Below are 23713 nucleotides of genomic sequence, written 5' to 3' on the forward strand. Positions count from 1 at the left end.
GAGGTTGGCAGCTTTGCCGCGGCGGCACAGGGGCGGTTCTTGGCGTTCTTTATGCGATTATTGCTTCAATTGGCTCTGAAGGCAGCGGGCGTCGTGCCCGTCTGGCGACGGAAATGCTGGCCGAACCGCGAGACGTCTTCATAACCGACGCGGGCGGCCACGGAGGAGATCGGCAGGCGGGTGGTCTTCAGGAACAGTTTCGCCAGCTCCATCCGTTCACGAATGACATATTGAAGCGGCGATCTTCCGAGCGCCCTGGTAAATGCACGCACGAAATGAAAACGGCTCATCGCCGCTTCGGCTGCCATGTCTTCCAGCGACAGATTGGCCGCGAGGTTGTCGTGAATGTAGTCGAGCGCGCGGTGCAGCCGCCGGTCGTCGATGCCGACAAGCCTCGGCTGGGTGGGAGCCAGAATCTGGGCGAGGTGGGCCGCGAGCGCCAATTGCATCGTCTCGCGATAGAGCGCCGATGCATGGTCGGCGACCGAGACCGTTTGGTGAGCAAGCTGCGCCAGCAACGGGTCGAAGGCGCCGACGACCGGCCGGAAGTCCGAATATTCGAAGCCTACATCGGCGAGCAGGTTTTCCGGCACTTCAAGTCTCAGGAAAGACAGGGCCTCGTCGTATTCGCAGATGCCCGTCGCACCGGCCGGCAGGATCCAGCCTTCGCCGGCTTTCAGCGGCACATGTAGCCGTTTGTCAGAGCCGATGGCGATCCGGTGGCGCTCCTGATCGACGAGAAAAAGCCCGAGCGCCAGGCGCGATATCGCAAAGCGTCCGCCGCCGGGAGGCGTATGCAGCCTCTCCGCCGTCAGTCGCGCCAATGCTTGCGATCCGCTCATGGGGAAAATTTAAGGAGCGGCAAGGGAACTTCAACCAACAGTTCTGTGAGAACTTCGCCTTTGCAGGCAAGAAACGGGTTGAATCCTTGAGCCTAAGGCACGATTTTAAGATCAATCGCAATGCGGAGGTTTCCTCATGACAACGCATCAATACCTGATTTTTCAAACCGCAGCTGGCTTCTGCGGCATCGCCTGGAATGAGGTCGGTATCACTCGTTTCCAACTGCCCACCAAAAGCGAGGATTCGACCGAGAAGCTGCTGCTGCGCCGGCTGCCTGAAGCCGAGCTGGGCACGCCGCCGGCCGAGGTTCTGGAGGCTGTCGACGCCGTGAGGCGTTATTTTGCGGGCGAGGAAGTCGATTTCTCGAAGGTCAAACTCGATCTCGAAGGCCAGGACGATTTCTTCAAGCAGATCTATGCCGCCGCCCGCCGGATCGGCTGGGGGCATACGACGACCTATGGCGCGATCGCCAGGGAACTCGGCGCCGGTCCCGAGGCCGCTCGCGATGTCGGCCAGGCGATGGCGAAAAACCCCGTGGCGCTGATCATCCCATGCCACCGCGTGCTTGCCGCCGGCGGCAAGATCGGCGGGTTCTCGGCTCCGGGTGGCTCGACGTCGAAGACCCGCATGCTGGAACTCGAGGGCGTACGCCTGGCGCCGCCGGAGCCGGCACAGCAATCCCTGGGGTTCTGAAACCCTAAACGACAAGACAACAGGCATCTCTCCGCGACGGCACCCCAGTTCGTGTCATGTTGCCGGGCTCCCCAGCCCCTCCACCAGCGCGCTCAAGGCCGCATCCAAGGGGGCCAATCCCACCTTCTCTGGCACCAGCAGCCCATCGATTGCCAGCATGGTCAAGCCGTGGATGAGCCCCCAGCCGGCTGCCGCCTGACCTTCTATGGGCCGCTTGCGAATGCTGCCCGCGGCTTGGCCGAGCCGGAGGATTTCGCGGAGAATATCGAATACCGCCAGCGCCCGCTCATTGAGATGCATTCCCACCGCTTTTCCCTCCTCCGCGCTAAACATCAGGCGGTAGAGAGCCGGGTTCTCCGTTCCGAACGCGAGGTAGGCCCGAGCTATCGGAGTGATTTCGTCGCGCAGAGTTTCGGGCGCCTCAGGCTTCGCAGCCGACAGGGATTCGCGCAGCCGGTCGAACCCGATCATGGCGAGTTCTGCCAGCAGCGCGGCCTTGTCGGGGAAGTGCTTGTAAGGTGCCGCATGGCTTACGCCAGCCCGGCGGGCGACTTCCCGCAGCGTGAATTGCCAGCCCTTCTCCTCCGCAAGCATATCCAACGCCGTCTCGATAATCGCACGACGGAGATCACCGTGGTGATAGGGGCGGCTGGGTGTGTCGTGCATGGCACCTCGAAGTTTCTTGCGACTACATTGTTGACGGTGACTACTTAAGCGCCTATGTCAATGGCATAAGTTTCCCCTGTCTACATTGGAGTGGGTCATGAACGCAACCGCAAATGCCACCGACGCTGATCGGTTGAGCAGTCTCCTCGCGGCCCAGCGCGCGGCGTTCCTGCGTGACGGGGCGCCCTCTCTGGCGCAGCGACGCGCTGATCTGGTCAGGTTCAGGGCCACCTTAATTGGGCACCGCAAGGCGATCGAAGATGCCATCAACGCCGATTTCGGGCATCGCTCGAGGTATGAGACGGCGATCATGGAGGTTGGAGGGGTCGCGGAGGGCACGAAATATCTGATCCGCAACCTTCGCAAGTTCATGGCGCCGACCCGCCGCCACGTTGCTCTGCACATGCGGATGGGCAAGGCCCGGATCGAATATCAGCCGCTTGGCGTCGTCGGCGTAATGTCGCCGTGGAACTATCCGGTGAACCTCGCGCTGATGCCGGCCGCAACCGCCATCGCGGCCGGAAACCGGGTGATGCTGAAACCCTCGGAGTTCACGCCCGCCACCAACACGTTACTCGCAAAAATGTTCGGCGAGATATTCTCCGAGGATCAGTTCGCGATCGTGACCGGTGATGCGACTGTCGGGGCCGCATTCACGGCCCTGCCGTTCGACCATCTCGTCTTCACCGGCAGCACCGCAGTGGGGCGGGCGGTGATGAAGGCTGCCAGCGACAACCTTGTCCCGGTCACCCTCGAACTGGGAGGCAAATCGCCGGTCATGGTCGCCAAAGGCCATTCCCTCGATCAGGCGGCGGCGTCCATTGCTTTCGGCAAGCTGCTCAACGCCGGCCAGACGTGCATCGCTCCCGATTACGCACTCGTCCACGAAGACGACGTCGAGTCGTTCGTCGAGGTGTATGACCGGAAAGTGGCGTCCTTCTATACGGACGGGCCGACGAGCGAACACTATACTTCCATCATCAACGAGCGGCACCTTGCCCGACTCCGGAGCCTTCTGGAGGATGCGAGCGCCAAAGGAGCGCGGATCGTCGAAGTCGGCAACCGGCCCGGCGATGCATCCCGTCGCCCCAACACGCTGGCGCCAACCGTGGTGCTTGGCGTCACGGACACGATGCGCATCGCTCATGAGGAGATCTTCGGTCCGGTCCTGCCGATCTTTCCCTACCGCGATATCGACGATGCGATTGCCTATGTGAATGCCCGGCCTCGGCCGCTCGCGCTCTACTATTTCGGTGCCGACGATCTAGACCGACGGAGGGTGCTGAGCCGAACAACCTCAGGCAACGTCACTATCAACGGGGCGATCATGCACATCGCCCAGGATGACTTGCCCTTCGGCGGTGTCGGCGCCAGCGGCATGGGCGCTTACCATGGCGTCGAGGGCTTCCGTACGCTCAGCCATGCCAAGGGGATCTACGAGCAGGGCCGCTGGAACCTCTCAAACCTGCTCCACGCCCCGTTCAGGCAGCCGATCGATATCATCCTCAACATGATGCTTCGGTGACCAGCATGCCGTCATCCGATCAATCCCGGGAGCATCAGCACATGACCACCCACACACCGCTATCGCTACGCGGCTCATGCGAATGCGGCGCCTGCTCGTTCGAGGTGCACACGTTGCCGAAAGCCAGGTTCCGGTGCCACTGCCTGATCTGCCAGGGGTTCAACGATAAGCCCTTCGCGGATGTGGTCGCTGTTCGTGCCAGTAACGTAGTGCTGAAAAACGCCGCCAATATCTCATTCAGGAAATATCGTTCACCGCCCAACTTCAATCGCGGGGTCTGCCGGACGTGCGGCAAGCCCGTTGTGGAGGTTGCGGGCGCCGGGCCGCTCAAGGTGATGTTCATCCCGGCTAGCAATTTCGAGCCTGAGGCCCGTCTGCCGCCAGTTAGGATGGATATATTCTATCACCGTCGGGTGCTGGACATGCCCGATAGCTTGCCCAAGTACAGCGGCTATTTCGCGAGCGAGCTCGCAGTCGGGAAAATGCTCATGAGTGGCTTGTAGCGGGCCGGCAGCGATCGCAGCTCGTCTTGCGACCGGATACCAAAACGCCGCCGGCGACCTGCCGGGCGTCAGTCGCGCGATATGGACAGCCCCGCGAGAAGCGGAGCGTGCGCGGCGAGCCTGCGGGATACGAACTCCGTGAAGAGTTGCACGCGCTTCGTCTTGCGTGTCTCACCCTGTGTGAGAAGCCAGAGCGTTCCGTACATGTGCAGGTCGGTGCCCGGCACCCTCACCAGGTGGGGGTCGGCATCTCCGACGAAGCACGGCAGCGTCGTGATCCCGAGCCCCTGCCGTACAGCAACGACCTGCGCCTCTGCGTCCGTGGTCCTGAATGGAACCCCTGTGGTTCGAACCTCACCCTCGCTCGCCCAATCCGGAATTCCGTGAATGCTGATGACGATCCACCGGATGGGATCAGGCGCGCCCGCACGCCATGCGGCCAGTCGATCGCGGGACATGTAGACGCCGCCGAACACCTCCGGTCCCTTCAGGCCGTGAAGATTGAGTGGCAGGGTCTTGCGGTCGTAGACGACGCGGATCGCCACGTCGGCCTCTCGGTTGGTCAGATTCGCGAGATCGCCGGACGACAGGATTTCCATCTCGATGTCCGGATGCAGACGCGCGAAATCGGCGAAGTCCGGCATGAGCAGGTGTGTCGCAAGCGGCGGAGCCAGCGTCACCCGTAGAAGCCCGCGTACGCTCTGGTCGCGCCCGAAGATGCGCGTCTCCAGTTGGTGCGACGACGCTTCCATCTGGTTCGCGAGCTCGAGGACCTCCTCTCCCGCAGCCGTCATGCGGTAGCCCGAAGGCAGCTTTTCGAACATCTGCGCCCCGAGGCGTTCCTCGAACTGTGCGATGCGTCGCAGCACGGTCGAGTGATTGACCCCGAGGCCTTCGGCGGCAGCCCGCACTGAGCCTCCGCGCGCCACGGCAAGAAAGTACCGAATGTCATCCCAGTCGATCATGGTGCAATCCGGCACCGCGCGGTGCGTCTTCCCAAAGTCCCTATCCGACGCTTCGTACAGCAATGCGGGCGGCTATCATAGCTATTGTCGATCAGCACGGCCCAGTTCCGAACGGCGGACATTGATCGTCGCGGCTGGCGTCAGTCTTCCAGCCGGATCGATTTTGCACCACCGATGTGCGCGTTTCCACACTCAGAAACTGATGCTGGCAAACCTATTTCGAGGGTCTCGGGGGCGTCCCCGAACGACCAAAGGATGCATGACATGAACAGACTGAATGGAAAAACCGCCGTGATCACCGGCGGCGCTACCGGCATCGGCCTCGCCGCAGCGAAGCGCTTCATCGAGGAGGGCGCCTTCGTCTTCATTTTCGGCCGTCGGCAGGAAGCGCTCGACGCCGCTGTGGCCGACCTCGGGCCCAACGCCCGCGCGGTCAAGGGCTCGGTCTTCGATCAGGCCGACCTCGACCGGCTCTACGCCGCGGTGAAGGCCGAGCGAGGAAGCCTCGATATCGTCTTCGCCAATGCCGGGGCGGGAAGCCTCCTCGCGCTCGGCAAGATCACCGCCGAGCACATTGACGAAATCTTCGACACCAATGTGAAGGGTACGATCTTCACTGTCCAGAAGGCGCTGCCGCTGATGAGCGAAGGCGGTTCGATCATCCTGACCGGATCGAGCGCCGGCACCACGGGCGCCCCGGCATTCAGCGCCTACAGCGCCAGTAAGGCGGCAGTGCGCAACCTCGCGCGGAGCTGGGCGGAGGACCTGAAGGGCACCGGCATCCGGGTAAATGTATTGTCGCCTGGGCCGACGGCGACCGAACTCGCGAAGGAAGCGGTAGGCGAGGAGGGCATGAAGGCCTTCGCCTCGATGGCTCCGCTCCAGCGCATGGCCGATCCGGCGGAGATCGGAGCGGCGGCCGCCTTTCTCGCGTCGCCGGACAGCAGCTTCATGACCGCCAGCGAGGTCGCCGTTGACGGCGGCATTGCGCAACTCTGACGCACCTACGCTCTGCGGGGCTCCATTCGATTATAGGGAGCGCCGCATGGCTCGGCAAATAGCCCGGCGCCGTTGAGGGCCGGGGAATCAATGTCAATACAACATCGGAGAAACATTATGAGCTATGCGATTGTAGGATTCGGCAAGGTAGGCCAGGCTCTCGCCCACGCCTTCGCCCGTAAAAACATTGAGGTGGCCGTCGCGAGCCGCCGTCCGCCCGAGGCGTTGGCGCCGCAGGCTCGGGCGATTGGACCCACGGTCGTCGCTAAGTCGCTGCGGGAAGCACTCGAGGCTAATATGATCATCCTGGCGGTCCCGTTCGGGGAGCATCGCGAGGTTGCGAAGGCTCTGCCGAGCTGGAAAGGCAAGACAGTCATCGACGCGACGAATACGTTTGGAGTTCCCCCTGAAGAGCTGGACGGCCTCCCGTCCTCCGCCTTCGTCGCGAAGTCGTTCACCAGCGCCAAGTTCGTGAAAGGCTTCAATCACCTGATCGCAGCCACTCTGGCTACCGATCCGGTCGTCGAGGGCGGCCACCGGGTCGTCTTTCTGTCTGGTGACGACGAGGACGCGATCGCTCCAGTGGCAGCCTTGGCCAAACAGCTCGGGTTCGCTCCCGTCAAGCTCGGAAAGCTCAATGAGGGTGGCGCGCTGGTACACGCACGCGGCCGCACCTGGGGCCAGCTCATCTTCCAGGATTTGTTCAAGAAGGAGCAGTGATCGATCTACGACCGTGTGATCGGCGCCGAGAACTAGTCGGGCGCGGCTGAAAAGTTGTAGACGGCTTCTCGCGAATGGCTTCATAAACAGGGGCGGCTAAAGCTGTCAGCTCGCAACCAGCGATCCTGATCCAGTCGATTGTGCACTACAAACGCCAATAGAGCCCGACATCGTGAACTGCTTCGTCGCAGCTACCACCTTAGAAAGCGTCGGCCGGCAAAATACCCCGCAACGGCCACAATCAGTATGGCGATTGGATACCAGGTTGCGACGAACAACGGACTGTCGTCGGGGCAATTGGAGGCATAAAGGGTGGCTGCAATGCCGGCGGATGCCAATGCCGCGATTGCCCCGGCTTGACCGGGGTGATCCGGCGCACCATGGCGCATCACCAGAAAGAGGAACATGGTCGGCGCTAACGAGAGGATCGGGATGACCGTCAGGCAATGCAACGCATTGTGGCCCAACAGTCTGGTTCCCCAAAGATCGGCCGGGGTGACGATCATTTCGATGGTAGCGGCGGCGATCAACAGCGCTGGTGCCAGCAGCAATAACCAGCGCCGAGCCGTTGCGCTCTCCCCTGGACGGATAAGGCTCTCCAGCAGCGATGCCGCCACAAAAAACAGCGCCAAGGTGGCAATGAACTTGAATGCGAAGCGCGCAGTCAGGATGGCTTGAGCAAAATCAGGTCGAACACCCAAGACCGAAAAGAACACCAATCCCGCCACCAATGCGCCAGCAGCTGCAGCCAGAGCAAGCGCCCTCGAGAGGTTGACGGGCCGCCGTGTGTCCTCCGATATCAGATTGATCAGGTCTTCCGTGTTCACTTAAATACTCCGTCTGCGGCTGGCCTGACGAGGACGGTCCCATTTTGTCAAGCGATCTTGCACAGGATTGGCAATCCTAGCATGATCAACGATGGCGCCATATCCGCAAGCGGATTTCGACCTCACGTTCGACATAACGCCATTCTTCGGTCGCCCGCAATCGAAAGAGCATGGCATCGAATTGAGGGGCACTTTCCTCCGCGAATTCAAACCAGGTGAGAAAATCGAAAGGCTCGCCAAGATCTCGACTGTGATAGAGGCGTCGAGCGACCGCAGGCAAATAGTCCATCCCGATCTGAAAATGCGCCGACCTCTCCTGAATGATGGCCCGGCGCTCGTCCTGCGCAAGAGACCACCAAAGATCCGACTTGCGGATCGGGATCAAGACCGCGAGGCACGCCGTTACGCGGCCCAGCGGTGGTTGGCGTTCTGCAAGCCGATCGAGCTCGACACGGGTCGTGTATCGCGCGCTGCCAGCTGTTCCGCGCAGAACCCAGGCCACTGGATCGGGTAATATGACCTGATTGGTGTCCATGACACTAAGACGAGGCGCAACATCCAGACCCTTGCCAGCAATGGCGCGCGTTGCCTCTACCTGCCATTGACCATCTTCACCAGCCACGAAGTATGTCGGTTTTACCATCGTGACCTACCAGCGCAACAGTCGGTGGCCAAGCAAAGCACCGGTCCCGGCAACTATCGAAATGGCAATCGGATACCAGAGCATTACAAAGAGCGGGCTGTCGTCATCGCAATTGGCTGCGTAGAATGTCGCCGCGATCCCTGCCGCTGCGAGCCCGGCAACAGCTCCCGCGACCGCCGGTCGGGTGGGGGCAGCGTATCGAAGCGCGTAGAGAAAACAAGCAAGAGGACCCACCGATAAGAAGGGGATAATCGTCAGGCAGAGGCTGGAATTGTGCCCGATCATGCGCGTCACCCATGTCTCAGACGGCATGACCAACAGTTCAAGGATCGCCGCTGCACTCATCAACAGAGCGGGAACCAATAGACCGAATGCCGTCAACTGAACGGGGACCCCCGGTTTTCCAATCCGGAACATGACCATCCCACCGGTCAGGGTGAGAGATCCCGTGATCATGAATTTGAACAGGAAGCGGCTCGTCTCGATGGCCGTACCGAAGTCCGCACGCAAGCCGATGACCGCGAAAAATGAAATGGCGGCGATCAAAGTGGCGGCAGTGGCAGCATGCATCAGGGCATGATCAAGATTCAGTCGAACCGGCGTATCCTGCACGAGCAGTTCGATCAACTCCTCAGTCTTCATGTCGCCCGCCCCGAATAGAGAGCAGCCAACCCCTTCAATGCCCTATGTAGGGAAACACGTACCGCCACCTCTGTCATTTCCAGGCGATCGGCGGTTTCCCGAACACTCGACCCTTCAATCGATATCGATTGAACGATCGTTCGTTGCGGGTCCTTGAGCTTGCCCAGAATCTGTTCGATATCGATGCGATCGGAGGCTGCGATGCGTTCGTCTGTTTTGAGTGTAGCAATGACGTCCTCAAGCGGTACTGACTGCCTGCCACGGCGCCGCAGGCTATCGACCACCTTGTTGCGAACGATTGCCGATAGCCATGGCCCCAATGGCCGTGACGGATCCCATGTCCCGCGCTTGAGATGGATAGTAAGCAGTACTTCCTGAACCACGTCCTCAGCCTCGCTGGCCGGCGCACCGAGCTGGTCACAACGCTTCCGCGCCATCACCCGTAAATGTGGTGTGAAGGCCGTCAGGAATTTGTGATAGGCGTGGCTGTCGCCCGCAATCGCTAAACGCAGCCAGGATGCCCATTCCTTTTCACGCGCCAGATCTGTCATCCGACATATCCTTCTTCGGTGGTTCTCGTGCAATTGTTACAGAGACCAGCCAGATTTTTTTGCGTGTGGGATATCGGGCCAAAGCGTGCAAGGGTTTGAACGTTCATGTCATCGATCATGAGATAAGATTGTCTGACTGTGATTGGGGTTCCAGCAGTGCAAAAATGGGCCGGATAAGACCTTCCAGAAGGTCTCTTTCAGGACGCGTGCGCGCAAGCACACGAATACCAAGCAGTGTGCCGAGGAGCGTGCCGGCCATGTCCGATGCTTTTTGGCAACGATTGATCGATCCGTCTTCCTGGCCCCTTTCGACGCAGCGCCTGAAGAAAGCCTCAACCTGCACCAGGACTTGAGCCACCACACGCTGAAACTCATCATCATGTGGCGCGACCTCAAGCGCGGAATTGACCAACATGCAGCCTTTCCGCTTGGTATCGCTCAACGACCGCTCAATAATTTCGTTGAAAAATGCGCTGATCGCCTCGCGCGGCGGCTTCGTTTCGAACCGGCCGACACGGTCGCCGAAGCTCCGTTCGACATAAAAATCGAGGGCTTTGCGATAAAATGCGTGCTTGTCGCCAAAGGTATTGTAGATGCTCGCGGTGGTCAGCCCGATTGCCTGGGCCAGATCACGGATTGACGTTGCCTCGTAGCCGTGTTCCCAAAACCGCTCGACAGCCAGCAGCAACACATTTTCTTCATCAAACTCTCTGGGTCTGGCCATATATCCTGTCTCCCAGAGCATTGATCGGAACAGGCGACATGCCCAAGGTTATTGCCAATCCATTTTAGAACATACGATCTAAAACTCAACCCTATGTGATTCAGCCTTTGGCGACTTTTTAATTAAAAAATCTCGACGTCAGCCTGTTAAAGCCGGAGAGCAGCCCGACAACGGCAACCCCGAAGATCACGTATTGCAGCTCTTCGAATGGGGTGCCGCTCAGATAGTCCAGACCATACAGCCATGCGAGGATGATCAGGATGGTAGCAATCAGCGCCAGCAATAGGCCGGACAGATGGCGCCAGGCTCCTTTCACGCCCTGGGTCATGCACCAGGCTCCTCGCGAAAACTGTCGACCTTGAAGATCAGCAGATTATCGCGGCGTTCGATATTGCCTTCAAGCACCACCGGTAAACCGGTCTTGTCGAGCAAGGCGGCCGGCATCGGTCCTCCGTCCTTTGAAGCGAGAAGAAAGAAGATGTGGCCGTCCACGGGTGCAGTGGAAACGAAGACCGGTGGAACGCCTCCAGAAATACACAGATTGGCGCAGGCCTTGTGCGCGAGGCCCGTTCCCGGCTTCATGGCGCCAGCACTGCATTTTCCGTCGCAGATCTCGCCCGTCAAACGCCACCGACCGAGATTCTCCACCGCGGACGTGACTGGCAGGGCCGGCATTGGCGGTTTGGCTGCTTTCAGGTCGTCTTCGCCGCCGATCAGCAGCATGACCAGGTCTCCGCGCTTAACGAAGATGCCACCGGCCTGGGCGGCTTTGCCCGCAAGCGGCAGCGCCCTGTCGTCCACCCCGAACTTGCCCGCGCCCGCCAGCATGATAGCGCGCGCGGGCTTTGTGCCGTCGGAGGGAACACGAAGAATCGGATAGGGCTTTACCTCCATGGTGCCGATCAAATGCTCGCCGGAGAGATCGTCGGCATAGCTGCCCGCGCCTGGACTTTCGGTATTCAGGGACAGCAACGCCGAAGTCGTCGCCATAGCGGCAATGAAGAACACGATGAACCCGATCATCAGCACCCTGACATCGGATGGGACTTTCTTGAAGTAACCGACAAAAAATCCGCATTCGACGGGCCTCAGCATCAAACCGTTCCTCCATTCTTCGGCGCGGCAGCCGCGGGAAGCAACTCCGCGGGGATGGCCAACGGCTCAAGCTTTGTGCCAAGCGGCAAAGGTTCCGGATCAACCAGAATGCTCGATCCCTCCAGGCGAAGGCGATATTTACGGATCCGCTCCCGGAACGGCGGTGGCGAACAACCGTCCTCGGGCCGATACTGATAGCCATGCCATGGGCAGGTGATAAAGCCGATGACGACCTTGCCTTCGCCGATGGGGCCGTTCTGGTGCGAGCAGATATTGGATACGGCTGAAAGACCACCCTTTGAACGGAAGACGGCAATGCGTTCGCCGCCCGGTGCCATCCCGATGATCGCCCTGCCTTCGGCAATCTCGTTGACGTCACCGACGATCACCCAAGGCGCCTCGGGGGCCTTTTTCGACGCAGCCGCGTCAGCCGATGTCTCTCGCCGACCTGCGATGAGGTGCAGGACGCACAGCGTAGCCAATCCGCCGAGCGACAAAAATGCCAAAGCAAGATCCCGGCGATCGATCAGAGCGCCGAGCGCCACATGCAGGATGACCGCAGCATAGGCGAAGTAGACGCTCATGTGAATCGCCTTCCACACCGGCGGCGTCAGGAAGGAGAGCCAGAAATCGTGGCTGGTTACCGCAAGGATCGCCAGAATGACGAGCGCGAAGACGCCGAAGAGTTCGAAAGGAAAGCCGGCGATGCTCGTGAAGCTGGTATTGCTGGTGAAGAGCGCCGTGAGCTGTGGTGTTGGGCTAAAGGAGAAATACCATCCGAGCACATAGTAGGCGTGCGTGGCTGCGATGATCGCGGTCATCACGCCAAAATGGCGGCGATTGTAGAGGAGCGGAACGAAACGCGCATCGATCCGCGCCAGTGGCCCGATTACGAGGACGATGGTCAGCATCAGCAAGGCCAGAGACCCGAAGGCACGCATCCGCTGGATCGGCAGGTCGGTATCCCGGAGTGCGGAGGATATGACTGGTCCCAGCCGCAGGAAAATAAGGATGTAGATGAAGATCCCGGCCAGCATGACCGCGTCATAGATGACCTTGGTCTTGTTCCAGATGACTGGCTTGTAGGATAGGCTCACGGTTGCTTATCCCTCTGTGTTGCGGTGGCATCCAGGCGCACAGCCTGCGCATCGGTCGGCAGTTTCGGAACGCTAGCAAAGATAACAATAAGCATGATCGGGATAACGACCGCGATGCCTGTCCAGATCACTGTGTGCGCGCGACGGTGACGGCGTTGCATGCTAGCGTTCTCCCTTGGAAAGTCTGGTCCACCGCCAGACGACCAGCGGCCAGAGGAGAACGAGCCCGGGGATAAGGAGCGGCCGGACCGCATAGGCGTCACGCGCTCCCGGATCGACCTTGTCGAATCCGAACAGCAGAAAGGCGACGGCGACGGCAAGACCGATGCCGGCCCAAAGCATCAATCCTGCGGAGAGGGGATCGGAAATCGAAACCATGGGACCCTCTCAGGTGCGGCCGGTCGCCGGTATGGCCGCACCGGTGACGATGCCTGCTGCAGGCGAAATGAGGAACCCGATGAGCTTGGCGATATCCGTTGGTTGAACCCAACTGTCCCTCTTCGCATTCGGCATCGCCGACCGGTTTTGCGGCGTGTCGATCGTGCCCGGCAAAATGCAGTTGGCGGTAATGCGCTTGTCGCGGTTTTCCGCCGCGATCGCTTCCGTAAGCCGGATCACCGCCCCCTTCGATGCGGCATAGGCGGCTTGATTGGCGCCGGCCTTTAGTCCCGGCGCTGCCGCGACATGGACGATGCGGCCGTAGCCTGCCTGCTGCATCGGTTTCAGGGCCGCCGCACTAATTGCATAAGCCGTTCTGGCATTCATGTGAAACAACTGATCCCACTGGTGCATGCCCGTCTCGTCGACCGGTCCTGTCTGGAAGCCGCCGACGGTATTGGCGAGCGCGTCGAGCCGGCCAAATCTCGCGAGCGTTTTTTCGACGGCTTCCTGGCATGACGTCAAATCGGCGAGATCCGCGCCGCCGATCAGCAGGATTTCGTTACTCTCGGGCAGGCTCTCTGCCAATTTTTCCAAGGCTTCCGAATTGTGCTCAACGCAGACGAGCCGCGTACCGTTTGCCGCAAGCTCCCTGATGACGGCGCTTCCAAGGTTTCCTGCCGCGCCCGTAACCATGACAACGGGGCTTGTTCCTGTTGCTTCACTCATGATGGTCCCGCCCTTTCGAGTTGAGGCCGCCTGCAAAGGCCAGCCCCCGTAATTCGCGGCAGCACATGGTTTTGTTACATGTGTTTTTAAAAAATTCCCGCCCGCTATGCGACGCGAAGAAATTTTGATGCGGCTGCGAAAAATTCAGGACCGGCTGTAACGAACCACCTGACGCGACCGTAAAGGTCTCTGTCGGACGAAGGGTAATGGGATCTCGAGGGTTCCGATCGGCGTCTTCCTGAAGGAGCAAACGAATGAAGCGCGATGCTTACGGTCTCATGACCAGCACTGACAGCAACGAGGCACAACGGGCATTCGAGAATGCCGTCTTTGGTCTGGCGGCGCATCGGCCAAGTACTGGCGTGGCCATCCAGTCCACATTGGCAGCCGACCCCCATCATGTTGCCGGCCATGCGCTGAAGGGCTTTGCAAATCTGATATTGGCGCGGTCGGAGCTCGACGAACCGGCTGCCAAGGCACTCGTTGATGCGCAGGCGGCGCTGGTGGTCAGAGGCGGAGGAACCGGTGACGAGCGCACCCTTGTGAAAGCACTGGAGGCCGCCGTCGAAGGCTCGTTTTCGCGTGCGACGGACATTCTCGACGACGGTTTCGAGGATCGGCCGGTGACGTTCTTGCCCTTTAAGATTTCGCAGGCTCTGCGTTTCATGCTTGGAGATGCCCGCGGCATGCTACGGGCCAGCACACGTGCAGTCGCGCGCCTTGAGGCCGGCACGACGGCGAGGGGCTTTATACTTGGTTGTCATGCGTTTTCGCTTGAAGAGCATGGTCGGTATGCCGAGGCGCTTGCCGCGGGACAGCTCGCGGTTGCTCTGCAGCCCGATGATTCCTGGGGCCTTCACGCCGTCTCGCATGTCTTCGAGATGCGAGGGGATACGGAAGAAGGCATTGACTGGCTCGAGGCGAACCGCAAAGCCTGGTCGCGCTGCAACAATTTCTCTTTTCATATGGCTTGGCATCTCGGTCTGCTACACTTGGAACGCGGCGATCATGATCGGGTGCTGCAGATCTACGACGACGACGTTCGCCCACAGCAAACCGATGATTTCCGAGACATGGCGAATGCTGTCTCGCTCCTGTGGCGGATGGAGCAATCGGGAGCTCATGTCGGTGATCGCTGGACCGATCTGGCAGAAATGGCCCATCGTCGAAAGACAGACACGACCTTGATTTTTGCGGCTCTGCACAATCTCGCCGCCATGGTTGCCGTTGGCGACCGCGATGGAACTGTGGAGCTTGTATCGCATATAGAAGCCAAGGCGCTTGGCATGGATGACCAGGGCCGCGTCGCCGCCGAGATCGGTGTACCGATGGCGCGCGTTCTCACGGGTCTCGATGCTCCGGCGGACCGCCACATGCTCGAACGCATGGTGGCGAACCTGCCAAAGATCGGCGGCAGCAACGCACAGCGCGACTTCTTCGTCCTCGCGCTCGCCAGGGCGATGGCGACCGATGGCAATAATGTCGGTGTTTCGCGTATCGGCCAAATTCGCCAGCGGCTGAAGGCCGACGACCGATTGTTCAAGTCCATCGAACATTCGGTTGGCATGCGTTTGTCTGCCTGATCTCACCTCAAAGAAAGGAAAAACACGATGTCCATGATGGAAATGCAAAAGACGAGCGTCTTCCCTGAAATTCAACCAAGCCTCGGCCGGACGATTATTCTTTCCGGACTTGCCGCCAATATTACCTGGGAAATCTGGGCACGGCTGATCACCCCACTGTGGGTTGGCGGGCCACTGGAGCCGGCTGCTCTCGTTCAATCGGTGTTCGGGTTCAACAATTTGTTTCTGGCCGAAGCGATCCACGCGATCGTGGGCATCGTTTTTTATCCGATCGGCTACCTGTTCATCGCCCGCCCGTTGCAGCGGCTGATCGTCCCCAAGCTGCCGTTACTATTGACGGGTATCGGCTTCGGCATCGGTCTTTGGATCTTTGCCCTTTACGTCATGGCACACCTGTTTGGCGGCCAACCGGCATTTCTCGGTTTTGTTACTCTCACCTGGGCATCGCTGATCGGCCACATGCTGTTTGGTACGGTCGTCGCGTTCGTCGTCCGCCGCATGGAACATTAGACCCGTTGTGGGACTAGGCCTGCCCGGTTCCGTGAGCCACCGGGCAGGTTTTCTAACCGTGCAAGGGTCCAGTTGCCAGTGAGCGCTGAGCACTGCCCATTTCACCTGATTCGAGAGATTGATAGTGACCGCCGAAAGCTTCTTAACGCCGAGAGTTGCCGACATCGTCGCCAGCACGCTTCATGCCCACGGCGTCCGTCATGCCTTTGGCATGCCCGGCGGAGAAGTGGTCACGCTGATAGACGGCCTGGAGGCCTCGGGTATTGCCTTTCATCTTGCGCGTCATGAAACCGCGGCGGCGATCATGGCGGCAGGCGCAAGCGCGATGACGCAAAACCCGGAACTTCTCGTGACGACCGTTGGGCCGGGCCTTGCCAATGCGGTCAACGGCATCGCCGACGCTGCCCAGGAGCGCGTGCCTTTGATCGTCATATCCGGCATTGTCGACCGTTCGACCCGCGCGCGTTACACCCATCAGGTGATCGACCATGCGCAGTTGCTGCGACCGCTGGTCAAGGCTTCTTTCGAAATCGAGCCCGAGAGCGCTGCTTCCACGGTCGCTCGTGCACTCGCGCTTGCCATGACGCAGCCGATGGGTCCCGTCCATCTCGACCTGTCTCCAGCGACGGCTGCCGCGGTCTCGCCAACCTTGAACGTCATTTCGCCTCCGAAGCTTCTGAAGCCCTCGGTAACAATGACGGATCCGGCCGTTCACACACTTTCCGAGAGGATTGGCCGGGCGCAACGACCGCTTTTTATCGCTGGTCTTGACGCCGTGCGAGATCATGCCGGTCCGGCACTCCAGCATCTGGTCGAAAAAATTGGCGCGCCGGTCATCACGACATATAAGGCCAAGGGCATCATCCCCGAGAACCACCCGCTGTCGCTTGGCGCCGCCGGATTGTCACCGCTGGCGGATCAAGTTCTTCTGAACCTAGTCCGGGATTCGGATCTGGTCCTGTCAGTTGGATATGACCCAATCGAAATGCGGCTCGGCTGGCTGGATTTCGTAGCAGATCCAGCAAAGCTTGTGGAGATTTCCGACACTGCCCTGGACCACGGCATGCATCATGCCGGCACCAGAATCCAGGCTGCACCTCGCTCTTTTCTACAGGCGCTGGCCGATATTTACGCGGGTCACAAGACCTGGACGGCTGGCGAACCCGCCGCCGTGAAAAACGAACTTGCCCGTTTATTCGCAAGCAATGGCAGTTGGGGACCGCACGCAATTATCGAGGCCCTCAACGCCGTCGCCGGTCAGGAAGCAATCGTCACCGTCGACAGCGGAGCGCATCGCATTCTCCTGTCGCAAAAATGGGTTGCGCCACGGGCGATGTCTTTGCTGCAATCGGCGGGCTTTTGCACCATGAACGCGGCCTTGCCGCTTGCGATCGGTGCCAAGGTCGCCGATCCATCACGTCCGGTTTTCGCCGTGATGGGCGACGGCGGTCTTGAGATGGGAATCGGCGAACTAGCCACGCTACGCGATCTTAATCTGCCTATCACCATCGTGCTTTTTCAGGATCGCAGCCTGGCGCTGATTGCGCTGAAGCAGGCATCCGCCGGTCTGAAATCGGCCGGCGTCACGCTCGGCGAAACTGACTTTGCAGCCGTCGCACGAGGGTTCGGCGGCTATGGCGTCAATGTGGAGAATTGTGATGACTTCCGTAACGAGCTTGAGGCAGCCGGTAAACGCCCAGCCTTCAGTCTCATCGCCTGCAGGTTCGACGCAAGCGCCTACAACGGCGCCTTCTGATCCCGCCCAGGCGGCATCGCCGGCCGGTCACAGGACAAAGCGTCCGCGGGATCCGCGCCTCGATTTCTTTCGCGGCGTCGGCATGCTCATCATCCTGCTCGCTCATATCCCTAACAATAATTGGGCGCTCTGGATTCCGGCCCGCTTCGGCTTTTCAGACGCGACCGAGATGTTCGTCTTCCAATCAGGGATGGCTTCTGCCGTCGCTTTCGGATCGACTTTCGACCGCAACGGTCCGGTCGCCCTCATAGCGCGCGTGGCGCAACGCATCTGGCAGATCTTCTGGGCTCACATCGCCGTCTTCATTACCGTCACAGCCATCATGGTCGTCGCGGGGACACGATACGATGGCGTTACCTACGTCGAAAGCCTGAACCTCGTGCCGTTCATGCAGAACCCGGGCCAGCTGCTGGTCGGTCTGCTGACCCTGACCTACGTGCCGAACTATTTCGACATTCTGCCGATGTATATCGTCATTCTGGCATTGATGCCGGCGATGATCCTTGCGTCAAAAATCCACCGCTTCCTGCCGTTTGCCGCCATGATCACCCTGTGGCTCGCCACGCAATTCGAGCTGACACAGCTCCCGGCCGAGCCATGGTCGGATCGCCCCTGGTTCTTCGATCCGTTCGGCTGGCAGCTCCTGTTCTTCACCGGGTTTTTCCTGATGCGCGGCACCCTGCCAGCGCCCCGTTTCGATCGCCGCCTGATGGGGCTGGCCGTCATCACCTTGATAGCAACAATTCCTTTTGCCTGGGTACGGTTTCAGGAGATGCATCCGTTTTTCCAGATGACCGCTGCGCGGATCGCTCCGCTGACCGACAAGACCGACTTCGGCCTGTTGCGCTTCGTTCATTTCATGGCGCTCTGCTACATCGCCGTGCATCTCGTCGGTAAGAAAGGCTCCCGGCTGCGTGGCCCTGCCGTGCGCGTTCTGACGGTCGTTGGCCAGCAATCGCTCGCCGTCTTCATCACCGGTATTGTGATTGCCCAGCCGATCGGTGTCGCGCTTGATCATGCCGGTCGCACCTCTTCTGCAGAGGCAATTGGAAACCTGATTGGCTTCGGCGTGCTGATAGGAACCGCCTATCTCGTACGCTGGTTCAAGAGTTCGCCCTGGAAATCGTGAGAATCCCGAATGTCTGACCATCAAAAACCCGCCAGCCTCGAAGGTCTGCGCATCCTCGACCTGTCGCGGATTCTCGCCGGACCGACCTGCACGCAGTTGCTCGCCGATCTCGGGGCCGATGTCATCAAGGTCGAGCGCCCTGATACTGGCGACGACACGCGCAGCTGGGGACCGCCCTTCGTGCCGGATGCCAATGGCAGCGACAGTGATCTCAGCGCCTATTTCCTGTCCGCTAACCGCAACAAGCGATCGATAGCCATCGATCTCGGCAGCGATGAAGGCGTTACGCTTGTCAAGCGGCTGGCGGCTGTCTCGGACGTGGTGATCGAAAACTACAAGCCGGGCGATCTCGACCGGCGCGGACTGGGCTATGAGGATATTCGCAAGATCAAACCGGATATCGTCTGGTGTGCGATATCCGGTTTCGGCCAGACAGGACCCTATGCCGAGAGAACCGGCTATGATTTTCTTGTCCAGGCGATGGGCGGCATCATGAGCATCACCGGCGAAAGCGATACGGCCGGTGGCCGGCCCCTCAAGGTCGGCCTCGGCATTGCCGATGTCATGTGCGGCATGTATGCGACCGTCGGCATCCTCGCCGCTTTGCGCCATCGCGACCGCACGGGCGAAGGCCAGTATATCGATCTGGCGCTTTATGACAGCCAAGTTGCCTGGCTTATCAATGCCGCGACGAACCATCTGGTTTCGGGAAAGGTGCCAGGGCGGATCGGCAACCGGCATCCCAACATCGCTCCCTACCAGACCTTTACAACAGCTGCTGGCGAAATCGCCATCGCAGTCGGAAACGATCAGCAGTTCGCCCGCTTCTGTACGGCGATCGGCCGTCCTGATCTGGCGGACGACGAGCGGTTTCGCCATAACCGTGATCGCGTTGTAAATATCGATGCACTGGACCCGCTTGTGACCGAGGCCCTAAAAGCCGATACCGCCGAACGCTGGGAGCAGCGGCTTGTCGCTGCCGAAATCCCCGCAGGCCGGGTCGCCACGATCGATCAGGTCGTGGCCAATCCGCATACCTTGGCGCGCGAAATGGTGATGACCATGGAAACAGTGGACGGACAAATCGTCCGCCTGCTCGGCAACCCGCTCAAAATGTCCGCAACCCCGGTTCGTTTCGATCGGGCACCGCCGCATGTCGATCAGGATAAGGACGCTATCCTTCGCGAACTCACGATGCTCGAAGCTGCTCGCCGGACTTAAACTGTCGCTTGATCGCGTCGCGCAAATTGTCTTGCCGATGACGAAGAGCGACGTGCCGACAAAGTTGAGGGCAAGCGCCGGCGGGCGTCGCCGTCATCAACCTGAAAAGGTCCCTATCCGCAATGGGTCGGATAGGTGATTCATGTCGGCATCGGGACTTACGGATCAGGTTGCACCCTGACCTTACCCCAGTTTGCGTCGGCCTTTTTGATATACCCGCTGACATCCTCTCTCCACGTCTTGAGGACGCTGTCATTGTAGTTAAGGTAGAGCTTGTTATCGACCACGGTAAAGGCCTGGGGTTCGGTCGACGCCTTGTAGCCTTGTGCCGTTCCAAAGGCGCAATAGCCGCCATACTGCGGAGCAAAATGTCCTGGATTGGCGGTGAATGCATCACGATGTGAGGCGGATGCAAAGTGGAACGTCGCTCCTTCGTAGGTCGCCTTGTATTTATCCGACCCTTTCACCGGCTTATGATCGGTGAAATAGGCGACGGGATCATAGCCGTTGATGGCCACACCATTCGTCGTAAAAATCTCCGCGGAATAGCCGACAGAGACGAAGGAAAGTGTGAGAGCCGCTGCAAGCGGCAGAATGGCGCGCAATGAGATCGTCATGATGTTATCCTCCTGTTGAACGAAAGTGGCCTGTCTTGCTCGTCACGGGATGCGTAGACGTTACATTCGCGCTTCCGCCATAACCAGAAATGGCCCACCCCCAGGCAGCTTACGCCACGTCGCAACGCATGCTTTGCCGCCCGTGAGGGCGTTGACGACCTTCGTGTCCTCAGTCGCGGTCGACGAGGATCCTGCTGGCCAGCACGGCGATCTGGTCGCGATGCGCCCAGGCTATCATCACGCTCAGCGCGAAGAGCACGATCGCGGGGACGGGCGAGCCCGGCAGCACGAAGAGATGGGTCAAGGTGGCGCCGACCATGATCGCGGCGAGCAGAAGCGCACCGAGCGAGGCCACAGCCGGGACGAGTAGCGCGGCCGCGCCGATCAGCTCGAGTGTTCCGGTGAAATACCGAAACCACTGCCCGAGCCCGATCTGCTCGAAGTTCTGAACCAATATCGGCAGGCCGTAGAGGTTGGCGCTGCCGGCGGCGATGAAGGCCGCAGCAAGGAGAAGCTTGACGCTCCACAGTCCGATTTGACGCCAGCGCGGCGCTGCTTCATTCTTTGTCGCCGGGCTGTCTGAATTCTGCATGGTAACTCCTGGTATGGAACAATCAATTCTACGGCTGCGCATGCGTCTGTCTGAACATGAGTTCATTGCGAACACATCAAGAGCGCCACCTTCAATTCCAGCTCCCGGATTTTGCGGTCCTTCTCGGACACTTGCCTGATCATCTGCTCCATGCGGGCGTCCGGCGCACGCGATATCTCCCAGAATGTCACGGTGAAAATCACAGGTACGGTGGCGGCAGTTTTATCGTCGATAGCTGCCAGTTGATCTGACTGCTGCGATGGACTTTCCGTCGCGACACGGCCCCAAATATGGAGAGTGCAACCGGCGCCTGTATCGCAGCGAACGAAGGCCTCCACCGCTGCTTCGCGTCGGACAACGGTGCGGCGAAACGCCGTGCTTTCGACGTGTATGCGAAACGTGGATCCATCGATGACATGGGGAAGCATCGCAACACTCGAGACGGTCTCGAACACGATACCGTGGCGTATCCGGGAAAAATCGATCGCTAACGCCCGCTGCGCCTGAATCAGATGAGCAATGCTCGGCGTGATCGCCTGCCCCCAGATGGCCGCACCTTCTCCGAAATGATGAACGATGGCATGGCCGATGTTTGGACATGTGATTGACTGCAGCATGAGGGATTCCTTTGTCATCCTCGAACGATCCGTCAGCATCGCGTCGGATCAGGTTTGCGACCTTGCTGCCTGCTAATTCGTGGGAATGCAGGCAGTTGTTACAAAGGATCTTCGTTTTTTTGCAGCCCAGTGTTCATTTGGGAAAGCCCACCGCTGTCAGGCCAGCATCAAGCATATCGGCCCGTGCCTCATGGCCGTCGTTATGGATGCACATGACACTGTCGCCCCGAATGCAGTCCGGGACATCGTCGCACTCGATGTTATCCAGCGTGACTTTCTTCGCAGCCTTCATGTCGCATTTGGCGCGCTCACGCAGAATGGCCAAGCTTTTGAGCGCATCGCCCTGATGGAATTTGGTGCCAATCGCGCGACCGGCGAGCGGAAATGTCTGATCAGCGGTCCCATGAAAATGGACCATTGGAGGAAGATCGGCGACGCAGTCATCCGGTTTTGGAAGAGGATTCCAGAACACGCCGGAGAAAGTCACCATCGCCGCGGCTTTCTCCCCCTGCTGGCAGGCGGTGTACCAAGCCATCGATGCGCCGATGGAAAAACCCCCGATCACCGTCTTGTCCGGGGTAAAACCGTAGCGTTGCCGCAGGTCATCAAAGACATTCGCGATGAACGCTTTTTCATCCCGAGCCTGGCTGGGACCATGAGGAAACGACCAACTCCCCTCGATGCCATCGGCGGCTACATAGGCCAGATGATGCGCGAGCGTCATCTCGACCAGGGAGCGTTGCTGCATCTGCAACCTGGCGGAGCTTTTGAAACCATGGAAATAGACAAAGACGCCGCGAATGTCGCCATCTTGCGGCAACTCGATCCGGTAGTTTCCGTCCTTGACGGGACAAGCAGCCTGCGCTCCGCAAAGCATTGCGGAAGAAACAGTAAGAGGCATGACGGCGATGAGGAGGAGAGCAGCAAGTGGGCATGTGCGCATGAAGATATCACCGGTGCTTATAATGATAAGTCTGTCAGAGTCCTGATGAGTGGCGAGCAGTTTGCGCGAGGCATGTTGCAATAGCGTGCGGGGCCGCGTCTTCAATTCTGGTGTGGCGTGCCGGCGCTGGAGGGAAAGTCGGCTCCGGGCCGGGCGGTGATCGGGAAGGAGGTAGAAAGTCCGGTCACAGCAGATATTCGCGCATGGGTCGCTGAGCGTTACATTCGACGGCGAAAAATAATGAGGACTTTGCGCGGGGCCACTATCGACTGCATATTCACTATCGTATTCAATGGCTTAATGCAAAAAGTACCGTCACGAGCCTCGTTGCCCCTGACGGTACTTTTAAAAATGCGGCTAAGCAATATGCCCGAGGTCCGTCAGGCGGGCCGTCAGCGCCAAACTCTACCCGCCGATAGATGTCGATAGTTATCGACATGATTTAATTTTGTTTTCAGTGGCTTACGTCGCAATGCAGATTGATTTTGGCGGCGTCCGGATGGGCTTGAATCATTCCGTCTATGATGACCTTCGATCCGTCCGGGCGTCTTGAAACCACGAGCGGCGCGCAGAGCCGCCAGTCGAAATTGGCGGCGATGCTCGCGATCAAACGTCGGGAGCCTTCATTATCGATCGAACGCTGATAGGACTGGTCCACGGTCAGTTCGGCGGTATGCACCCATTCGATGCTGGGCATTTTTCCGATCGGCGGCCGAAATCCGATCTTGCGCTCACCCCCGCGCCTTCTTCCCTTCCCGGCTTTGCTCTTCGTGCCGAACTGAGCGTCCTTGCCAGGACCGATGGCAGCGATCGGCAGTGCAGCCTCTGCGCCGAACCCATCGATCAGTTGCAGGACTTCGTCGGGTGAGCGCGACCAGAGTTGGCCCTGATGCTCAATCACCACATCGCCCGGATGCATCCGTGCGGTGCCAACCGGTGTAACGATGAGAAAGGTGCCGTTGGATGCGATTTCGCCGGACATCTGCATCCGCACCCAATCCGGGATCGAGGACCCGTCGTTGATCCAGTTGCGTACATCGCCGAGCTGACAGGGAGTTTGTTGGAGTATCATGGTACATCTCCTGAAAGGCTCGCGAGCATCGTGCCGGCGAGCGATCAGGACGTGCCTTCCGAACGTGCAATCT

The 23713-nt window shown here is 59.6% G+C and carries 29 protein-coding genes; 10 read left to right on the plus strand and 19 right to left on the minus strand.

The window, feature by feature from the left end; translation table 11 throughout:
- Nucleotides 1-65: 65 nt before the first annotated feature.
- Complete coding sequence (locus ACSQ3G_RS22255) at nt 66-842, minus strand: helix-turn-helix domain-containing protein (protein ID WP_436111569.1); 777 nt, start codon at nt 840-842, stop codon at nt 66-68.
- Between the two features lie 136 nt (nt 843-978).
- Here ACSQ3G_RS22255 and ACSQ3G_RS22260 point away from each other — a divergent pair, with 136 nt between their 5' ends.
- Nucleotides 979-1536, plus strand: coding sequence for a methylated-DNA--[protein]-cysteine S-methyltransferase (locus ACSQ3G_RS22260; protein WP_436111570.1), 558 nt, complete (start codon nt 979-981; stop codon nt 1534-1536).
- 54 nt (nt 1537-1590) lie between these two features.
- On the opposite strand, the gene ACSQ3G_RS22265 is transcribed toward ACSQ3G_RS22260, so the two are convergent.
- A complete protein-coding gene (locus ACSQ3G_RS22265; RefSeq protein ID WP_436111571.1) occupies nt 1591-2202 on the minus strand; it encodes a TetR/AcrR family transcriptional regulator in 612 nt (203 codons plus the stop codon).
- 97 nt (nt 2203-2299) lie between these two features.
- Here ACSQ3G_RS22265 and ACSQ3G_RS22270 point away from each other — a divergent pair, with 97 nt between their 5' ends.
- Nucleotides 2300-3727 carry a coniferyl aldehyde dehydrogenase gene (locus ACSQ3G_RS22270; protein ID WP_436111572.1) on the plus strand — a complete coding sequence of 476 codons (1428 nt, stop codon included), beginning with the start codon at nt 2300-2302 and terminating at the stop codon, nt 3725-3727.
- 41 nt (nt 3728-3768) lie between these two features.
- The gene (locus ACSQ3G_RS22275; protein ID WP_436111573.1) at nt 3769-4230 is read left to right on the plus strand and encodes a GFA family protein; all 462 of its coding nucleotides are present in this window, start codon (nt 3769-3771) and stop codon (nt 4228-4230) included.
- 68 nt (nt 4231-4298) lie between these two features.
- Here the strand turns inward: ACSQ3G_RS22275 and ACSQ3G_RS22280 are convergent, their stop codons facing one another.
- Nucleotides 4299-5195 (minus strand): LysR family transcriptional regulator, encoded by an 897-nt coding sequence (locus ACSQ3G_RS22280; RefSeq protein ID WP_436111574.1) that lies wholly within the window; start codon nt 5193-5195, stop codon nt 4299-4301.
- A 264-nt stretch (nt 5196-5459) separates the two neighbouring features.
- On the opposite strand from ACSQ3G_RS22280, the gene ACSQ3G_RS22285 reads away from it, so the two are divergent.
- Both ACSQ3G_RS22285 and ACSQ3G_RS22290 read left to right on the plus strand, forming a co-directional pair.
- A complete protein-coding gene (locus ACSQ3G_RS22285) occupies nt 5460-6194 on the plus strand; it encodes an SDR family NAD(P)-dependent oxidoreductase (RefSeq protein WP_105402425.1) in 735 nt (244 codons plus the stop codon).
- 90 nt (nt 6195-6284) lie between these two features.
- The gene (locus tag ACSQ3G_RS22290) at nt 6285-6914 is read left to right on the plus strand and encodes an NADPH-dependent F420 reductase (protein ID WP_436111575.1); all 630 of its coding nucleotides are present in this window, start codon (nt 6285-6287) and stop codon (nt 6912-6914) included.
- Between the two features lie 191 nt (nt 6915-7105).
- Here ACSQ3G_RS22290 and ACSQ3G_RS22295 read toward each other — a convergent pair whose 3' ends face one another.
- The 11 genes from ACSQ3G_RS22295 to ACSQ3G_RS22345 all read right to left on the minus strand — a co-directional run bounded on the left by ACSQ3G_RS22295 (nt 7106) and on the right by ACSQ3G_RS22345 (nt 13600).
- Nucleotides 7106-7741 carry an NrsF family protein gene (locus tag ACSQ3G_RS22295; protein WP_436111576.1) on the minus strand — a complete coding sequence of 212 codons (636 nt, stop codon included), beginning with the start codon at nt 7739-7741 and terminating at the stop codon, nt 7106-7108.
- Between the two features lie 85 nt (nt 7742-7826).
- Nucleotides 7827-8384, minus strand: a complete 558-nt coding sequence (locus tag ACSQ3G_RS22300) for a chlorite dismutase family protein (RefSeq protein ID WP_436111577.1) — start codon at nt 8382-8384, stop codon at nt 7827-7829.
- Between the two features lie 6 nt (nt 8385-8390).
- The gene (locus ACSQ3G_RS22305) at nt 8391-9026 is read right to left on the minus strand and encodes an NrsF family protein (protein ID WP_436111578.1); all 636 of its coding nucleotides are present in this window, start codon (nt 9024-9026) and stop codon (nt 8391-8393) included.
- Nucleotides 9023-9577, minus strand: a complete 555-nt coding sequence (locus ACSQ3G_RS22310; protein WP_436111579.1) for a sigma-70 family RNA polymerase sigma factor — start codon at nt 9575-9577, stop codon at nt 9023-9025. Before ACSQ3G_RS22310 ends, ACSQ3G_RS22305 begins: the two co-directional genes overlap by 4 nt.
- Before the next feature lie 115 nt (nt 9578-9692).
- Entirely contained in the window at nt 9693-10301 is a 609-nt protein-coding gene (locus ACSQ3G_RS22315; protein ID WP_105402431.1) for a TetR/AcrR family transcriptional regulator, read from the minus strand.
- Between the two features lie 118 nt (nt 10302-10419).
- Nucleotides 10420-10629: a hypothetical protein gene (locus ACSQ3G_RS22320; protein ID WP_436111580.1), complete on the minus strand. Its 210-nt coding sequence runs from the start codon at nt 10627-10629 to the stop codon at nt 10420-10422.
- Entirely contained in the window at nt 10626-11396 is a 771-nt protein-coding gene (locus ACSQ3G_RS22325) for a hypothetical protein (RefSeq protein ID WP_436111581.1), read from the minus strand. The genes ACSQ3G_RS22320 and ACSQ3G_RS22325 overlap by 4 nt, the downstream gene beginning before the upstream one ends.
- Nucleotides 11396-12493: a Rieske 2Fe-2S domain-containing protein gene (locus ACSQ3G_RS22330; protein WP_436111582.1), complete on the minus strand. Its 1098-nt coding sequence runs from the start codon at nt 12491-12493 to the stop codon at nt 11396-11398. Before ACSQ3G_RS22330 ends, ACSQ3G_RS22325 begins: the two co-directional genes overlap by 1 nt.
- The gene (locus tag ACSQ3G_RS22335; protein WP_436111583.1) at nt 12490-12654 is read right to left on the minus strand and encodes a hypothetical protein; all 165 of its coding nucleotides are present in this window, start codon (nt 12652-12654) and stop codon (nt 12490-12492) included. The genes ACSQ3G_RS22330 and ACSQ3G_RS22335 overlap by 4 nt, the downstream gene beginning before the upstream one ends.
- A 1-nt stretch (nt 12655) precedes the next feature.
- On the minus strand, nt 12656-12871 hold the full coding sequence (locus ACSQ3G_RS22340) for a hypothetical protein (protein ID WP_436111584.1): 216 nt from the start codon (nt 12869-12871) through the stop codon (nt 12656-12658).
- A gap of 9 nt (nt 12872-12880) precedes the next feature.
- Nucleotides 12881-13600, minus strand: coding sequence for an SDR family NAD(P)-dependent oxidoreductase (locus tag ACSQ3G_RS22345; RefSeq protein WP_436111585.1), 720 nt, complete (start codon nt 13598-13600; stop codon nt 12881-12883).
- A gap of 254 nt (nt 13601-13854) precedes the next feature.
- On the opposite strand from ACSQ3G_RS22345, the gene ACSQ3G_RS22350 reads away from it, so the two are divergent.
- From ACSQ3G_RS22350 to ACSQ3G_RS22370, 5 genes are all read left to right on the plus strand, one after another.
- Nucleotides 13855-15183: a tetratricopeptide repeat protein gene (locus ACSQ3G_RS22350; protein WP_436111586.1), complete on the plus strand. Its 1329-nt coding sequence runs from the start codon at nt 13855-13857 to the stop codon at nt 15181-15183.
- A 27-nt stretch (nt 15184-15210) separates the two neighbouring features.
- Nucleotides 15211-15693, plus strand: a complete 483-nt coding sequence (locus ACSQ3G_RS22355; RefSeq protein WP_038548437.1) for a hypothetical protein — start codon at nt 15211-15213, stop codon at nt 15691-15693.
- A gap of 124 nt (nt 15694-15817) precedes the next feature.
- Nucleotides 15818-17449: a thiamine pyrophosphate-binding protein gene (locus ACSQ3G_RS22360; RefSeq protein WP_436111587.1), complete on the plus strand. Its 1632-nt coding sequence runs from the start codon at nt 15818-15820 to the stop codon at nt 17447-17449.
- The gene (locus tag ACSQ3G_RS22365) at nt 17370-18578 is read left to right on the plus strand and encodes an OpgC family protein (RefSeq protein ID WP_436111764.1); all 1209 of its coding nucleotides are present in this window, start codon (nt 17370-17372) and stop codon (nt 18576-18578) included. Before ACSQ3G_RS22360 ends, ACSQ3G_RS22365 begins: the two co-directional genes overlap by 80 nt.
- A gap of 9 nt (nt 18579-18587) precedes the next feature.
- Nucleotides 18588-19799: a CaiB/BaiF CoA transferase family protein gene (locus tag ACSQ3G_RS22370; RefSeq protein WP_436111588.1), complete on the plus strand. Its 1212-nt coding sequence runs from the start codon at nt 18588-18590 to the stop codon at nt 19797-19799.
- A 158-nt stretch (nt 19800-19957) separates the two neighbouring features.
- Here the strand turns inward: ACSQ3G_RS22370 and ACSQ3G_RS22375 are convergent, their stop codons facing one another.
- From ACSQ3G_RS22375 to ACSQ3G_RS22395, 5 genes are all read right to left on the minus strand, one after another.
- Entirely contained in the window at nt 19958-20416 is a 459-nt protein-coding gene (locus ACSQ3G_RS22375) for a YHS domain-containing (seleno)protein (protein ID WP_436111589.1), read from the minus strand.
- Nucleotides 20417-20585: 169 nt separating this feature from the next.
- The gene (locus ACSQ3G_RS22380) at nt 20586-21008 is read right to left on the minus strand and encodes a DoxX family protein (protein ID WP_436111590.1); all 423 of its coding nucleotides are present in this window, start codon (nt 21006-21008) and stop codon (nt 20586-20588) included.
- A gap of 62 nt (nt 21009-21070) precedes the next feature.
- Entirely contained in the window at nt 21071-21625 is a 555-nt protein-coding gene (locus tag ACSQ3G_RS22385) for a hypothetical protein (protein ID WP_436111591.1), read from the minus strand.
- A gap of 133 nt (nt 21626-21758) precedes the next feature.
- Nucleotides 21759-22568, minus strand: a complete 810-nt coding sequence (locus ACSQ3G_RS22390) for a CE1 family esterase (RefSeq protein WP_436111592.1) — start codon at nt 22566-22568, stop codon at nt 21759-21761.
- 454 nt (nt 22569-23022) lie between these two features.
- Nucleotides 23023-23640 carry a hypothetical protein gene (locus ACSQ3G_RS22395; protein WP_436111593.1) on the minus strand — a complete coding sequence of 206 codons (618 nt, stop codon included), beginning with the start codon at nt 23638-23640 and terminating at the stop codon, nt 23023-23025.
- Between the last annotated feature and the right edge of the window lie 73 nt (nt 23641-23713).

Origin of the sequence: Neorhizobium tomejilense (assembly GCF_964254135.1) — a bacterium.
Taxonomy (GTDB): domain Bacteria; phylum Pseudomonadota; class Alphaproteobacteria; order Rhizobiales; family Rhizobiaceae; genus Neorhizobium; species Neorhizobium tomejilense.

Bases quoted from the DNA above. Each gene is read 5' to 3' on its own strand.
- ACSQ3G_RS22255 (WP_436111569.1), bottom strand. From the start codon at position 842: ATGAGCGGATCGCAAGCATTGGCGCGACTGACGGCGGAGAGGCTGCAT.
- ACSQ3G_RS22260 (WP_436111570.1), top strand. From the start codon at position 979: ATGACAACGCATCAATACCTGATTTTTCAAACCGCAGCTGGCTTCTGC.
- ACSQ3G_RS22265 (WP_436111571.1), bottom strand. From the start codon at position 2,202: ATGCACGACACACCCAGCCGCCCCTATCACCACGGTGATCTCCGTCGT.
- ACSQ3G_RS22270 (WP_436111572.1), top strand. From the start codon at position 2,300: ATGAACGCAACCGCAAATGCCACCGACGCTGATCGGTTGAGCAGTCTC.
- ACSQ3G_RS22275 (WP_436111573.1), top strand. From the start codon at position 3,769: ATGACCACCCACACACCGCTATCGCTACGCGGCTCATGCGAATGCGGC.
- ACSQ3G_RS22280 (WP_436111574.1), bottom strand. From the start codon at position 5,195: ATGATCGACTGGGATGACATTCGGTACTTTCTTGCCGTGGCGCGCGGA.
- ACSQ3G_RS22285 (WP_105402425.1), top strand. From the start codon at position 5,460: ATGAACAGACTGAATGGAAAAACCGCCGTGATCACCGGCGGCGCTACC.
- ACSQ3G_RS22290 (WP_436111575.1), top strand. From the start codon at position 6,285: ATGTCAATACAACATCGGAGAAACATTATGAGCTATGCGATTGTAGGA.
- ACSQ3G_RS22300 (WP_436111577.1), bottom strand. From the start codon at position 8,384: ATGGTAAAACCGACATACTTCGTGGCTGGTGAAGATGGTCAATGGCAG.
- ACSQ3G_RS22305 (WP_436111578.1), bottom strand. From the start codon at position 9,026: ATGAAGACTGAGGAGTTGATCGAACTGCTCGTGCAGGATACGCCGGTT.
- ACSQ3G_RS22310 (WP_436111579.1), bottom strand. From the start codon at position 9,577: ATGACAGATCTGGCGCGTGAAAAGGAATGGGCATCCTGGCTGCGTTTA.
- ACSQ3G_RS22315 (WP_105402431.1), bottom strand. From the start codon at position 10,301: ATGGCCAGACCCAGAGAGTTTGATGAAGAAAATGTGTTGCTGCTGGCT.
- ACSQ3G_RS22320 (WP_436111580.1), bottom strand. From the start codon at position 10,629: ATGACCCAGGGCGTGAAAGGAGCCTGGCGCCATCTGTCCGGCCTATTG.
- ACSQ3G_RS22325 (WP_436111581.1), bottom strand. From the start codon at position 11,396: ATGCTGAGGCCCGTCGAATGCGGATTTTTTGTCGGTTACTTCAAGAAA.
- ACSQ3G_RS22335 (WP_436111583.1), bottom strand. From the start codon at position 12,654: ATGCAACGCCGTCACCGTCGCGCGCACACAGTGATCTGGACAGGCATC.
- ACSQ3G_RS22340 (WP_436111584.1), bottom strand. From the start codon at position 12,871: ATGGTTTCGATTTCCGATCCCCTCTCCGCAGGATTGATGCTTTGGGCC.
- ACSQ3G_RS22345 (WP_436111585.1), bottom strand. From the start codon at position 13,600: ATGAGTGAAGCAACAGGAACAAGCCCCGTTGTCATGGTTACGGGCGCG.
- ACSQ3G_RS22350 (WP_436111586.1), top strand. From the start codon at position 13,855: ATGAAGCGCGATGCTTACGGTCTCATGACCAGCACTGACAGCAACGAG.
- ACSQ3G_RS22355 (WP_038548437.1), top strand. From the start codon at position 15,211: ATGTCCATGATGGAAATGCAAAAGACGAGCGTCTTCCCTGAAATTCAA.
- ACSQ3G_RS22370 (WP_436111588.1), top strand. From the start codon at position 18,588: ATGTCTGACCATCAAAAACCCGCCAGCCTCGAAGGTCTGCGCATCCTC.
- ACSQ3G_RS22375 (WP_436111589.1), bottom strand. From the start codon at position 20,416: ATGACGATCTCATTGCGCGCCATTCTGCCGCTTGCAGCGGCTCTCACA.
- ACSQ3G_RS22380 (WP_436111590.1), bottom strand. From the start codon at position 21,008: ATGCAGAATTCAGACAGCCCGGCGACAAAGAATGAAGCAGCGCCGCGC.
- ACSQ3G_RS22385 (WP_436111591.1), bottom strand. From the start codon at position 21,625: ATGCTGCAGTCAATCACATGTCCAAACATCGGCCATGCCATCGTTCAT.
- ACSQ3G_RS22390 (WP_436111592.1), bottom strand. From the start codon at position 22,568: ATGCGCACATGCCCACTTGCTGCTCTCCTCCTCATCGCCGTCATGCCT.
- ACSQ3G_RS22395 (WP_436111593.1), bottom strand. From the start codon at position 23,640: ATGATACTCCAACAAACTCCCTGTCAGCTCGGCGATGTACGCAACTGG.